This window comes from Pseudoalteromonas sp. 5Ae-yellow, assembly GCF_014077565.1.
Taxonomy (GTDB): domain Bacteria; phylum Pseudomonadota; class Gammaproteobacteria; order Enterobacterales; family Alteromonadaceae; genus Pseudoalteromonas.
Genome location: NZ_JACGWD010000052.1, coordinates 20,125 through 32,823, shown reverse-complemented (window position 1 = coordinate 32,823; position 12,699 = coordinate 20,125). Strand labels below are relative to the sequence as shown.

At 37.4% G+C, this 12,699-nt stretch carries 15 protein-coding genes; 10 read left to right on the top strand and 5 right to left on the bottom strand.

What is annotated here, in order from left to right:
- Window positions 1–240: 240 nt before the first annotated feature.
- The 4 genes from H4J63_RS14085 to H4J63_RS14070 all read left to right on the top strand — a co-directional run bounded on the left by H4J63_RS14085 (window position 241) and on the right by H4J63_RS14070 (window position 5,098).
- A complete protein-coding gene (locus H4J63_RS14085) occupies window positions 241–597 on the top strand; it encodes a metalloregulator ArsR/SmtB family transcription factor (RefSeq protein WP_024595411.1) in 357 nt (118 codons plus the stop codon).
- A gap of 20 nt (window positions 598–617) precedes the next feature.
- Window positions 618–1,628 carry an ArsJ-associated glyceraldehyde-3-phosphate dehydrogenase gene (locus H4J63_RS14080; RefSeq protein ID WP_182197181.1) on the top strand — a complete coding sequence of 337 codons (1,011 nt, stop codon included), beginning with the start codon at window positions 618–620 and terminating at the stop codon, window positions 1,626–1,628.
- 24 nt (window positions 1,629–1,652) lie between these two features.
- On the top strand, window positions 1,653–2,870 hold the full coding sequence (gene arsJ, locus H4J63_RS14075; protein WP_182197180.1) for an organoarsenical effux MFS transporter ArsJ: 1,218 nt from the start codon (window positions 1,653–1,655) through the stop codon (window positions 2,868–2,870).
- A gap of 107 nt (window positions 2,871–2,977) precedes the next feature.
- Complete coding sequence (locus tag H4J63_RS14070) at window positions 2,978–5,098, top strand: methyl-accepting chemotaxis protein (RefSeq protein WP_182197178.1); 2,121 nt, start codon at window positions 2,978–2,980, stop codon at window positions 5,096–5,098.
- Window positions 5,099–5,202: 104 nt separating this feature from the next.
- Here H4J63_RS14070 and H4J63_RS14065 read toward each other — a convergent pair whose 3' ends face one another.
- Window positions 5,203–5,790 (bottom strand): TetR/AcrR family transcriptional regulator, encoded by a 588-nt coding sequence (locus H4J63_RS14065; protein WP_004334521.1) that lies wholly within the window; start codon window positions 5,788–5,790, stop codon window positions 5,203–5,205.
- Window positions 5,791–5,902: 112 nt separating this feature from the next.
- Between H4J63_RS14065 and H4J63_RS14060 the strand changes: the two genes are divergently transcribed.
- Complete coding sequence (locus tag H4J63_RS14060; protein ID WP_024595406.1) at window positions 5,903–6,445, top strand: carboxymuconolactone decarboxylase family protein; 543 nt, start codon at window positions 5,903–5,905, stop codon at window positions 6,443–6,445.
- Between the two features lie 62 nt (window positions 6,446–6,507).
- Here the strand turns inward: H4J63_RS14060 and H4J63_RS14055 are convergent, their stop codons facing one another.
- Window positions 6,508–7,038, bottom strand: coding sequence for a hypothetical protein (locus tag H4J63_RS14055; RefSeq protein WP_182197176.1), 531 nt, complete (start codon window positions 7,036–7,038; stop codon window positions 6,508–6,510).
- A gap of 51 nt (window positions 7,039–7,089) precedes the next feature.
- Between H4J63_RS14055 and H4J63_RS14050 the strand changes: the two genes are divergently transcribed.
- Window positions 7,090–7,473, top strand: coding sequence for a DUF1294 domain-containing protein (locus tag H4J63_RS14050; RefSeq protein ID WP_182197175.1), 384 nt, complete (start codon window positions 7,090–7,092; stop codon window positions 7,471–7,473).
- 25 nt (window positions 7,474–7,498) lie between these two features.
- Window positions 7,499–8,017 (top strand): transthyretin-like family protein, encoded by a 519-nt coding sequence (locus H4J63_RS14045; RefSeq protein WP_259365676.1) that lies wholly within the window; start codon window positions 7,499–7,501, stop codon window positions 8,015–8,017.
- A gap of 213 nt (window positions 8,018–8,230) precedes the next feature.
- Here H4J63_RS14045 and H4J63_RS14040 read toward each other — a convergent pair whose 3' ends face one another.
- The 3 genes from H4J63_RS14040 to soxR form a co-directional block, all read right to left on the bottom strand.
- Entirely contained in the window at window positions 8,231–9,316 is a 1,086-nt protein-coding gene (locus H4J63_RS14040) for a rhomboid family intramembrane serine protease (protein WP_182197174.1), read from the bottom strand.
- On the bottom strand, window positions 9,306–9,947 hold the full coding sequence (locus H4J63_RS14035) for a hypothetical protein (RefSeq protein ID WP_101216326.1): 642 nt from the start codon (window positions 9,945–9,947) through the stop codon (window positions 9,306–9,308). The genes H4J63_RS14040 and H4J63_RS14035 overlap by 11 nt, the downstream gene beginning before the upstream one ends.
- A gap of 465 nt (window positions 9,948–10,412) precedes the next feature.
- A complete protein-coding gene (soxR, locus tag H4J63_RS14030) occupies window positions 10,413–10,871 on the bottom strand; it encodes a redox-sensitive transcriptional activator SoxR (protein ID WP_182197173.1) in 459 nt (152 codons plus the stop codon).
- Window positions 10,872–10,947: 76 nt separating this feature from the next.
- Between soxR and H4J63_RS14025 the strand changes: the two genes are divergently transcribed.
- From H4J63_RS14025 to H4J63_RS14015, 3 genes are all read left to right on the top strand, one after another.
- Window positions 10,948–11,421: a flavodoxin family protein gene (locus tag H4J63_RS14025; protein WP_182197172.1), complete on the top strand. Its 474-nt coding sequence runs from the start codon at window positions 10,948–10,950 to the stop codon at window positions 11,419–11,421.
- Window positions 11,422–11,493: 72 nt separating this feature from the next.
- Window positions 11,494–12,003: a DsrE family protein gene (locus H4J63_RS14020; protein ID WP_182197171.1), complete on the top strand. Its 510-nt coding sequence runs from the start codon at window positions 11,494–11,496 to the stop codon at window positions 12,001–12,003.
- Between the two features lie 8 nt (window positions 12,004–12,011).
- Complete coding sequence (locus H4J63_RS14015) at window positions 12,012–12,647, top strand: SGNH/GDSL hydrolase family protein (RefSeq protein ID WP_182197170.1); 636 nt, start codon at window positions 12,012–12,014, stop codon at window positions 12,645–12,647.
- Window positions 12,648–12,699: the final 52 nt, after the last annotated feature.

Below are 12,699 nucleotides of genomic sequence, written 5' to 3'. Positions count from 1 at the left end.
ATGGCTTGCTCAATCGGCGTTTAGAAAATAAGCCGAAGGGATAGAAGAATACAGGAGCCGTATACGAGGCCCGTACGTACGGTTCTGTGAGAGGGATGAGGCAAAAGCCTCACCCTACTCGATGTGCGTGGAGTTTAATAAAAATGAGTCGTTAAATAAACATACAAAAAATCATATATTCACTATTCCATATATTCTGTTTTTGTTTTATTGTATGTGCAATAAAACTGCGAGGACAATATGGAACAATTCAACCCACTTCAATTTTATAAATGCCTAGCGGACGATACGCGTTTAAAAGCAATGCTGCTCATTAGCCATCAAGAAGAGCTATGTGTATGCGAACTGGTTACTGCACTTGAGCTAAGCCAGCCTAAAGTGTCTCGCCATTTAGCGCAGTTAAGACAATGCGGATTGTTGAGCGACCGTAAACAAAATCAATGGGTTTATTACAGTATTAATAAAGCCCTACCAGAGTGGGCTAAAAATGTATTAACGCAAACGCTTACTGCTAACCCTTCATTTTATGAAAACGATTTAACGCGCTTAAATGTTATGGGTAATCGCCCTGAACGTATTACTAGCTGCTGTAACTAACTTATTAAAGGTATTTAATTATGACTATTAAAGTAGGTATTAACGGTTTTGGCCGTATGGGACGTTTAACTCTGCGTGCAGCAGTTGATTGGCCAGAAATAGAGTTTATTAAAGTAAATGATGTAGCGGGCGATGCTAAAACCCACGCACATTTAATTGAGTTTGACTCAGTACACGGGCGCTTAGCACAACAGGTTTCTAGTGATGATAATAGCTTTAGTGTGGGTAAACACACGATTGCAGTTACCAACAACAAAACCATAAACGAAACTGATTGGTCTGATTGCGATGTAGTAATAGAAGCCTGCGGTAAAATGAAAACCACTGAGCTGTTAAATCAATATTTAGCGCAAGGTGTTAAGCGTGTTGTGGTAACCGCACCTGTAAAAGAAGACGGTATTTTAAATGTAGTAGTGGGTGTAAACGATGATCTTTATAACCCAAGTGAGCATAAAATTGTTACAGCCGCCTCGTGTACTACTAACTGTTTAGCGCCAATAGTAAAAGTACTGCAAGAAAAAGTGGGTATTAAGCACGGCTCAATGACAACGATTCACGACATTACTAATACCCAAACGATTATTGATGCCCCTCATAAAGATTTACGCCGTGCGCGTTCGTGCGGTACAAGTTTAATACCTACTACAACCGGTAGTGCAACTGCTATTACGCATATTTTTCCTGAGCTTAAAGGTAAATTAAACGGCCATGCCGTGCGCGTACCTCTTACTAACGCATCAATTACTGATTGTGTTTTTGAGCTCGAGCGAGGTGTTACACAAGACGAAGTAAACACGTGGTTTAAAGACGCTGCAAATAACGAGCTACAGGGTATTTTAGGCTACGAAGAAAAGCCGCTTGTATCTATAGATTACAAAACAGATCCGCGCAGCTGCACTATTGATGCGCTTTCAACCATGGTAATTAACAACACTCAACTTAAACTATACGCTTGGTACGATAACGAGTGGGGTTATGCAAACCGTACTGCTGAGCTAATGCTTAAAGTTGCACAAAGTGATTTGGTTTAATCTCGTTTAAAAAGGTTTAACGCTATGTTTGCGCAGTTGGCTAACTTACCGAGCTCTATAAAACAATATTTAATAATTACTGGTAACTATTGGGCATTTACTTTAACTGATGGTGCGCTACGCATGTTGGTGGTGCTGTATTTTCATCAGTTAGGTTATGGCGCATTTGCGATAGCCATGTTGTTTTTGTTTTATGAAATATTTGGGGTGATCACCAATTTAGTAGGTGGTTGGCTTGGCGCGCATTTAGGGTTGAACAAAACCATGAATGTAGGGCTTGGGCTACAACTTGTCGCTTTAGCCATGCTTTGCGTGCCAGGGGATTGGCTAACCGTTGCCTATGTTATGGCAGCGCAAGCACTGAGTGGCATAGCAAAAGACTTAAATAAAATGAGTGCAAAGAGCGCCATTAAGTATTTAGTACCACAAAACGATGCAGGGCAAAGCCAATTATATAAATGGATTGCCATACTTACGGGCTCTAAAAATGCTTTAAAAGGGGTGGGCTTTTTTTTAGGCGGCTTATTACTAACTGTATTTGGTTTTGTGGGGGCATTAATAAGTCTAATTATTTTACTTAGTGTTGCGTGGGTTATTAGTTTAATTTTTTTAAAAGGCGATATTGGTAAAGCTAAAAACAAACCTAAGTTTAAAGAATTATTTTCTAAATCGCGGGCAATTAACTTACTTAGCGCAGCGCGTTTATGCTTGTTTGCAGCGCGCGATGTATGGTTTGTAGTTGCACTACCTGTTTACTTAGCCGCTCAGTTTAACTGGGATCATTGGTGGGTCAGCGGTTTTATGGCTTCGTGGGTAATTGCTTATGGGCTGGTGCAATCGCAAGCACCGCGAATAACTGGGCAAGGTGATTCAACTTCACATTCGGTCAAAAAAGCATACTGGTGGGTTGCTTTATTAAGTGGTGTAACTGGCATTTTGGCGTTGTTGATACAATTGGATATAGCGGTACATTTTACGCTTGTAATAGGCTTACTTATTTTTGGTGGAGTATTTGCTGTAAATTCATCGCTGCATAGTTACTTAATAGTAAGTTTTGCTAAAAATGATGGGGTGTCACTAGACGTTGGCTTTTATTATATGGCCAATGCGATAGGGCGTTTGCTTGGTACGGTGCTTTCTGGTTGGGTTTTTCAAGTATATGGGCTTAGTGCGTGTTTATGGGTAAGTGTGTGTTTATTAGTTTTAGCCGCAATTACAACAGCACGGTTAGCTAAACTTTAAAAAACCCAACGTATTGTATTAAATTCAATTTGTTTAACGATATTCATAGCTTCGTTGGTTAGATCTACTAAACTGTATCAGTAGTTTTAATTTAAAGGGTGTAATGAATGCGAGAAATATCGTTAGCAAAAAAGTTACTCTGGCTTAGTGTCGGTAGTATATTTATAACTGTACTAGTGTTATCAGGCGTTTTGTGGTGGCAGTTATCATCAAGTAATAAGCAGTTAGCGACTAAATCTGAAGAGTACATTACTGTAGAAGTAGAAGAAAAGCTTAATGCTCATGCAGCTGGATACGGAGAAAAAATTGCAGGCTTTATTAATGAAGCTTACCGCATTCCTTATTCATTAGCGGCTTTATTAGGTGACGCAGCCAAAAGCGAAACCCTGAGCCGCGATACAGTAGTAAGTATTAACCGCTCGATGTTAGAGCAAAATACTCTGCTTTCTTCTATATATTCGCAATTTGAGCCTAATGCTTTTGATGGGCAAGATTCGAGCTTTAAACAAGGTTACAAACATTCGGTTAATGGTAATGGCACCTTAGAGGTGTATATTACTCGCGACCAAAACGGCGTAATTGAACAGCAAAAAGTAGCTAATGCTGCCGATAAATATATTACCTCTTTAAATGAATTTGGTATTCGTGAAGCGCATTGGTATTTGTGTGCAAAAGACACGCTTAAGCCTTGTATTATGGAACCGTATTTATACGAAATCCCATCGGGCGACTCAGTAATGCTAACTTCGTTAACTGTGCCTATTTTAAAGTCAGGTCAGTTTATTGGTTTAGCTGGCGTTGATTTAACGCTCCCAACTTTTCAGGGCTTAACCGAAAAGCTGTCGAGCGAGCTTTACAACGGCCAAGCAAAAGTAACACTTTTAAGTGATATAGGTTTAATTGTAGGCAGCAGTCACTATAAATCTAAATTAGGCCGCCCATTTAAAGAAGCGGTTAGTAGCAACACTTACAGTGAGCTGGTTAAATTTAAAGGCCAACATGGTCTCTTTAAAACGCCTAGCGAGTATTTAGTTAACTACCCAATTAATATAAAACTAGCTAACACTCAGTGGTCATTAATCATAGAAGTACCTACAGAACTAGCACTTGCAGGGCCTGAAGCGCTAGAAAAAAACATGCAAGAAACAGCAACATCACTCAGATTTATTATTTTAATAACAGGCTTAGTAATTGCTGTGGTTGCTTTTGTTATTATGAAATTAGTAATAGCAGGTGTAATAGCGCCGCTACAACAAATTCAACAGCGGGTTGATAACCTCGCAAGTTCTGAAGGTGATTTAACACATACATTGCATGTCGATAGTCACGCAGAGCTTATTGCATTAGCTGGTGGGTTTAATCGATTTTTAGCAAAGCTACGTGATTTAATTTCTGAGCTTAAAACGGTGTCTGATCAAACTAAGCAGCAAGGCGAAATAGCACAACACATAGCTATTGATACAAAGCATAATGTGCAATCTCAATTTCAAGAAATTGAAAGTGTGGTAACGGCTATGAACGAAATGAGCGCAACAGCACTTGAAGTCGCCAGAGCATCAGAGCAATCAGCCCAACAAGCCGATGAAATAAATAGCTTGGTAGTAAGCAGTGAGTCGAGCTTGTCATCAGCGATGACGCAAGTTAAAACGATGTCTGAAGAAATTAAAGAAGCTAACCAAGCCGTTGAAAAAGTTGCTTCGCGTAGTAAAGACATTACGCAAATATTAGATGTAATTCGTACTATTTCAGAACAAACAAATTTACTTGCACTTAACGCTGCTATTGAAGCTGCGCGCGCTGGTGAACATGGGCGCGGCTTTGCCGTTGTTGCCGATGAAGTACGTGCACTTGCTTCTAAAACGCGTTCATCAACAGACGACATAAGCCAGCTAATTGATAGTTTATTATCTGAAGTAGGTAACGCATCTACCGTTATTGAAAAAGGCGTAGTACGTGCACAAAATGCCGTTGATGAAACATCAGTAGCTTTTGATGCTCTGCACAGTGTTGTTGTTAAAGTTGATGAAATAACCAATCAAATTACACATATTGCAACTGCTGCTGAAGAGCAAAGTTTAGTAACTGAAGAAATAAACCGTAATTTAACGCTTATATCTGATGCCGCATCGCAACTTGCTGACTTATCTACACAAGCAGGGGATAGCAGCGAAGCGCTTAATGCACTCGTTGCCCAGCAAGATAATGAACTTAATAAGCTTAAAACGTAACTTACAAATTAAGTTTTAAGCACAAAAAAAATGGCCAGTTAATACTGGCCATTTTTATTTAGTAGAATAAATGTAACTTGTTGGGAATGCTCGATAACTGCTATTTATAACTTTTTAATCAACATAAACATTTGGTTGATCATTGGCTCAGCAAATTGCTCTACATTAGGACGATTAAAATAACCGCGTAAACCTGTAAATTGCACTTGAAAAAAGCGCGCATATTCAACAGCGGTCAACGTGTTACTTAACTCACCTTTGTTTATTGCTTGGTTAAATAATTGCGTTAAATAAGCTTCAAATTGAGCCGTTAAATCTAAGCTGAGCTCATACAGGTTTGAATCTTTTTCTGCAAACTCGCTGTTTGCTTTAACTAGCATACAAATAGCGCTTGGACTGCAATCTTTTGTTTTAATTACCACGTTTTCAACAAACGCACGTAATCCACCAAGTACTGTATCGGCACTTGATAAAAACCCTTCTATTTGGGTTTTCATTTGTACGGTGTAATCTTTCAGCGATTCGCAATATAGACCTTCTTTAGAGCCAAACGCAGAGTAAATACTACCTGGGCGCATATTAACGGCTTCTTGTAAGTCACGCGTTGAGGTTGCATGAAAACCTTTTTGCCAAAATAGCTGACTAGCAACGCGAACTACATTCTCGCGTTCAAATTTAACCTTATTAGCCATATCATTCTCAATCAATTTGAACATTTGCTCAATTTTAACTTGAACAGTCGCTCAAAATCAAATACTATGTGTCTCGAAGTTACTTAAAACTATTAATTATTAGGAGCTAACCATGGCCGAATTTACTTTATACACTCAAGAAAACGCACCAGAAGAAGCAAAACCGTTACTAGCTGATTCAGTAGCAGCATTTGGTATGCTTCCTAACTTACATGCAGTAATGGCTGAAGCACCAACATTACTTAAAGGTTACCAAGTACTGCATGAGTTGTTTCAAAAAACATCATTCAATGCAGAAGAGCTAACAGTAGTATGGCAATCAATTAACGTAGAGCACGACTGTCATTACTGTGTTCCTGCTCACAGTGGTATTGCAGCGGCAATGAAGGTTGATCAAGGTATTGTTGACGCACTTGTTAACAAAACACCACTTGAAAACCCTAAGCTAGAAACTCTTCGTGAAACTACACTCGCAATGACACGTGAACGTGGCGTGATCAGCGATGAGCAAATCGAAAAATTCTTTGCCGCAGGTTACGCTAAGCAGCAACTACTTGAAATTATTGTAGGCTTGTCTCAAAAAGTAATGAGCAACTACACTAATCACCTTGCTGATACACCAGTAGACGCTGCATTTAAAAAATACGTAAAATAAATACGGTTTTATAAATGACAAAAGGCAGCCTAGGCTGCCTTTTTTGTGTTTATAAATCGCGGCTATTTAAATTTAACCGTTTTTGTACTGCGTGTATAAATACGTTGTTCGGGCTTTGTCCACTCACCCTTTTTTAAATAAGAGGTCGATACAAGAAATTTATCGTCTTTTAGTTCACTCATCGATTTAACCTTTGTAATACCATCTAGGCTACCAGTTACATCTTCATAGGCTACAAATTGAGTGGGGCTGAGGACTTTCATAGTCCCTTTTGTATAAAACCCTGCTGTTGTGAAATAGTAAAATACCAAAGACTCTTTTTTACTGTCGTAAAAAATCATCGACTCGCCGCCATACTCACCTTCATTAATAGAGTGCTTGGTATGTATCGCTTTACCGTTTAAAGCACGCTCCCAACGGCCAACATCTTGTATTTTTTTAGCACCTTCAGGTACTTTAAAGTCAGCCTGCCAAGTTCCTAAATAGGGCTTAAATACGGCAAGTTCTTTATCAAGGTTGGTGGATGTATCGGATGCATAGCTATTAAATGTTGATAAGCATAAGACTAAGAATATCGCTTTAAAATATGTCATAATTTGGCTCTTGTTTTTGTAATACCAATGCCAAGTATAGGCGATAATTAATTGATAAAGAAAATATTAATCACATTCTCATTACTTTATTTAGCCGCCATTTGGCAGGCTTACCTACTGCAATACTTACCTGTTTATATACCTATATATGTACCTGGTTATATAAGTGTATTAAGTGCTATCACTTTTTTAATGTACGCGTGGGATAAGCGACAAGCTAAGCGCTCTTCACATAAAAAAGTAAATCGTACGCCAGAGCGCACACTGCAACTACTTGCATTATTTGGAGGATGGCCGGGGGCATTACTTGCTCAACAATTACTTCGCCATAAATCGCAAAAGCGACGTTTTATAGTGGTGTTGTGGTTATGTATTTTAATAAATGTAGGATGCAGTATTGTCGCTATTTATTTTCCAGATTTATTGTTAGGTTAAAGTATAAATAGGAAAAGGACTTTTTATGACCAATACAAGATCGGCTGGCGTGACTTTAACGCTTATTTTATTTTTATTAATACCAATGCAAGGATGTGCAGACATGTTTGGGTTTTTTAATAAACAAGACGTTACGTTATCGTTGCCTGTAAAAGGCAGACTATTAAATAATGGTGAACCCCAACAGGGCGTTAAAGTAACAAGAGAGCTGATTTACGGTGATACTTATATTGATGAAGCTATAAGTGATAACAATGGTTACTTTTATTTCGATAATAAAACAATACGCAGTTCAAAGCCTTCAAACATGTTTTTTAATAGCTCTTTGCTACAGAGTATTTATATTGAAAACAAAAAAGATGAAGATTCAATCTTGTGGTATACCACAATACAGTTCACCGAAGAGCAAGCACTGATGTCTGATATATTAAATAACTTTGAATGCGAACTTAGTGAAGAGGCTAGAACGTACGATATACCGATAAAAAATATGGGTCAATTTTATACAGTTTATACGCGTTGTAATACCAATTCGCTTAATTAAGTGGTCTATTTTGAGGGCGGAAAAACGTGTTGATAGCTAGGCAAAAAATTCGCTATTTAGTTGTTCTAAATGAGAATTTTTTAACGCAGGTAGCGACACGTTTAGCCCCGCAAAATGATTAAGTATTATTGCGGATTGGTATAAGTTATAGAAATTAGTGAGAAGTTTTATAAAGCCACTAATGTTCATCTATTAGTGGCTTTAATATGACGATTAACGTTTTAACTGTGCTTCTTTTTGGTTTAGTAAACGAATTATAGGGTTTTGCTCTAATATTTTACTTTTCAAAATATAACCAATAATTAGTCCAGCTATAAAGCCCCCAATATGCGCACCATAATCAATGCCATCAGGGCCTGTTACTGCACCAAAAATGTTAAATCCTAACCAAATAGCAAAAAACCATACCGCAGAAAGTTTCTTCTGATAAATTACAAACATAAAAGTAAGGCTTGCGTGTCTGAACCACATTAAATACATGCCAAATAAACCGGCTATAGCGCCACTTGCGCCCACACCTGGAATTGTAGACATTGGGCTTACAATGTAGCTTGCAAACGATGCTAGAAGTCCACAGACTAAATACCACAACAAAAAGCGTTTATGACCTAACACGTCTTCTAAGTTATCGCCAACGATGTATAAAAAGTACATATTGCCAACTAAATGCATTATTGAACCATGTAAAAATACGCAAGTTAATACAGTCCATAGCTCATTACCTTTGCTTAAATCTGCAGGTGTCATGGCAAAGTTATCAATAACATAGCTAAATGAGCTCGGGTTTAAAAAATAAAGTACAAAAATCAATGTATTTAATACAATAAGGCCGCGAGTTACCCAAGGAGTCTTTTGTGGTTTAATATTATATTCAACAGGCATTTGCGTTAAAAATTGGAACAAGTAGGTTTTCCAACTCACTTTTTGATTTAGCTCGCCTAAACTCGCTTTTATTTCAGGGCTCTTTTCAACACTTTCAAGTTCGTCTTTATCAATCCAAGTACCATCGCAGTGTCTACAAACATCAATTTCGGTATGAAAAGCTTCCAGTAAGTGAAAACGTTCTAAACTTTTTTTACAATCCGGGCAGTCAAGCTCAGAAACGCCTAATTGCTCACCAAAGTGAGTTTCAAATTTATCACCTTCTGGGCCGTCATTTATCTCGGAAATCATGCGATTTACTTCATTTTTTTCGAACCATAAACCACCACATTCACGGCAAATATCTATTTCCTCACCCTGATAATTGGTTACTTCTAATGGGTGATCTTTACAATGTGGACAGCTTTTAGTTGGCATTTTTAAGTTCCTTTAACGAACCAACAGAAATATCATTCTGCTGTAATTCCATTTTTAATTGTTTAGCGCTATTTTTTAAAGCCGGGAGTGTTTGAGTTTTAATTAAGTTTGTTATTTTTGCTAATTCGATAGAAGCCTGTTTAGCTGATATTTTTCGATTTATTGCGGCATTTATGACAAAATCAGCTCGAGAATAAAATCGACGTATTCTAGTTAAAAATTCACTCGGTGTTTCAAGCGTAGTAGGAGAAAACTGCATGGTTTTCCATATGTACTGCTCAAGTGTGGGTTTAAAAAATTCCATTTCTGATTTTGGTGGGTTCTTCGCTAAGCGTTCTGCATACTCAGCTACCGTGTTTGCGTTATCATTAACTTCGTCATAGAGCGATGTACGTAAATAGTAGTTATCTTCCATTTTGCTAAATGAATCAAACTTAAGCGCTTGCTCTAAGCCGCTTTGAGCCGCCAAATAAACACCAAAGACAGTAGAAATAACCATAAAAAATTGATTTAACCAAAAGCCAGTGCTTTTCAGTTCTTTATGATCAGCTGTTTTAAGGGCTTGCGAAAATTTTTGAGTAACTATAGGTGGTTTTTTATTGTTTTCTGGGATGTGACTAGTTGGTTCCAACAGCTCGTTCCTTGAATAATTGCTTCCTTTTTAGGCGTACAAGAATACTTAAAAATTAACCAGTTAGCAATGTAGCCACTCGTATTGAATATACTTTTAATGTATTTACCTATATCTACAAGTAGTCACTTAAGTATGGCTTAGCTTAAATACTTAATAAAGAGGGTACTTAAGCTAAAGCTATTTTAAACTGTCTAATTAAATCATCTAGCGAAGCAGTTAAACGCGAGTTCATGGCTCAATATGCATGACTCTATATTAATGAATAGAGAGTTTTTGTAGTGCCTGAGGCTATTTTGTTAGCAAAGTAACGTATTACCAATAAACGGACTAAAAAAACCTTCTTTAATAACTCAATAATGAGGCGTAGTTAGCCTTTATATTTAAGGCGTTGTTGGCCCAACTCCTAAGAGGGGTATTTATTTTTGTTATACAAAAGTGGAGAACTTTTTACACAGGCAAAGGCTATGTATTTAAAAGCACAGCGCCGCTTTTATTTTCGCCTAAATGATCATCTTTATTGTAAATTGGGCAACTTTTAAGTGATAAGCAACCACATCCTATACAGCCGTCTACTTTGTCGCGCAGGCGTTGCATATGCGCAATTCGCTCATCAAGTTGCGCTTGCCAATGTTTTGAAAGTGCTGACCAGTCTTGTTTTGTTGGTGTGCGGTTGTCGGGTAGGGTAGCTAAGGTGTTTTTAATCTCATCGAGCGTAACTCCCATCGCTTGAGCTGCTTTTATTACAGCTACACGGCGTAATACATCAGGTTTATAGCGTCGCTGATTACCATTATTTCGCCAGCTCTTAATTAAAAACTTAGTTTCGTAAAAGTGAAGAGTAGATACTTTTACACCACTTCTTTTTGCTATATAGCCAACGGTTAGGTTAGCTTCGGTTAACTTTTTTTGTCCTACTGGCATTATTTTAATCCTTTAGTTGACCTCAATATAACTTGAGGTTTTAAGCTTTTACCACATTAAAAAAAGAGCTAACTAAATGCAATATAAAAATGCTCGGAAAACCATTATTATTTATTCAAGCGCACGTAAAAACGGCAATACCACAGCCCATGTTAATAGCTTTGCCGAGCAAAATGATGTGCGTGTAATTTGTCTAGATGATTATAAAATTGCGCCATACTGTTATAACAAAAACTATAAAAATGATGACTTTTACGCGCTATTTGAAGCGGTTTTAAAGTACGACCATTGGGTGTTCGCGTCTCCTGTTTATTGGTATAACACTACGGTACAAATGAAGTCTTTTATAGATAGGATCACAGATTACATGGATGACGAAACCTTGAAGCCGAAGTTACGGGCTTTACGTAATAAAGATTTTTCGTTGTTATCAAACGCATCATCGCTTGAAGCGCCTGATATTTTTGTAGAAATGTTTAAACGAACATTTAGCTATTTAGGTATGCAGTTTATTAACCACCATCATAAAAACACTCAATCGGCAGCATGATAAGCTGCCCTTTCTTCTTTGCTTCTGTTAGTTTTATAAATAGGTTAACTTATTTAAAACACAGGATTGTTTATGAAATACCTATTACTGCTTTTACTTATAAGCCCATTTTCGCAAGCGGGTGAAAACCTTATTAAAGACTTTGGTTACTTTTATAGTGTTCCGGAGCATGTTCAGATAAATGACTCTACGGTATTCAAAATAGCCTTTGATGTTGGTGATGGCGCTAAAAAAGGTGAGCAGAACACTTCAATGAACTCACTTGCACGTTTTATTAATATGCATGTAGCACACGGTGTAAAGCCAGATAACATTCAACTAGCGTTAGTGGTACATGGTAGTGCTAGCGTTGATGTATTGGCTAATAGTGAATATAAAGAACGTTTTAAAGCAGATAACAAAAATCAAAGTTTAATAAAGCAATTGTTGGCCAATAACACCGTGGTTTATGTATGTGGGCAATCGGCTACGCATCATAAAGTAGCACCAGAACAACTAATTGAAGGTGTGCAAATGTCACTTTCGGCGATGACAGCACATGCCCAGCTGCAACAGCAGGGTTATACACTTAATCCATTTTAATAATTAACATGACAAAAAATATTCTCTGCTTTGGTGATTCTAATACGTGGGGTTTAAACCCTGTAACGGGAAAACGCTTTGATGAAAATATCCGATGGACATCGCTATTAAATAAAAACTTAGGGCGTGGCTTTAACGTAATAGAGGCAGGGCAGCCTAACCGCACGTTAGTGCATAATCCACCGTTTGATGGCGTGCTTAATGGTGTTAGTTATCTAAAGCCTTACTTGGATAAGCATGAGCTCGACTTTATTATTATTGCCCTTGGTACAAACGATCTTAAAAAACGTTTTAATTTAACACCTAATTTAATAGCAGATGGCTTAAATGATTTAATTAACTCAATACATATTTATTATCAGCAAGGTAGTACTTTAAAATCCCCTAAAATTATTATTGCTAGCCCACCTAAAATAAGAATCACTGAGCAGTATTCGCGTATTTATGAAGGTGCAGATACAAAAGCAACAAAGCTCTCTAGTGCATTTAAAAGCGTTGCGGCTAATAATAAATGTACTTTTATTGATTTTAATACATTTATTAATGTAACAGCCGGTGATGGGCTTCACTTTGAAAGTAATCAGCATTTAACGGTAAGTGCTAAAATCACTCAATTGGTTCAAAATTCATTCAATAATTCTTGAATCCATCTGTTTGAATTTAATGCGACTTATGCAATCATCTAATATAGTAGTG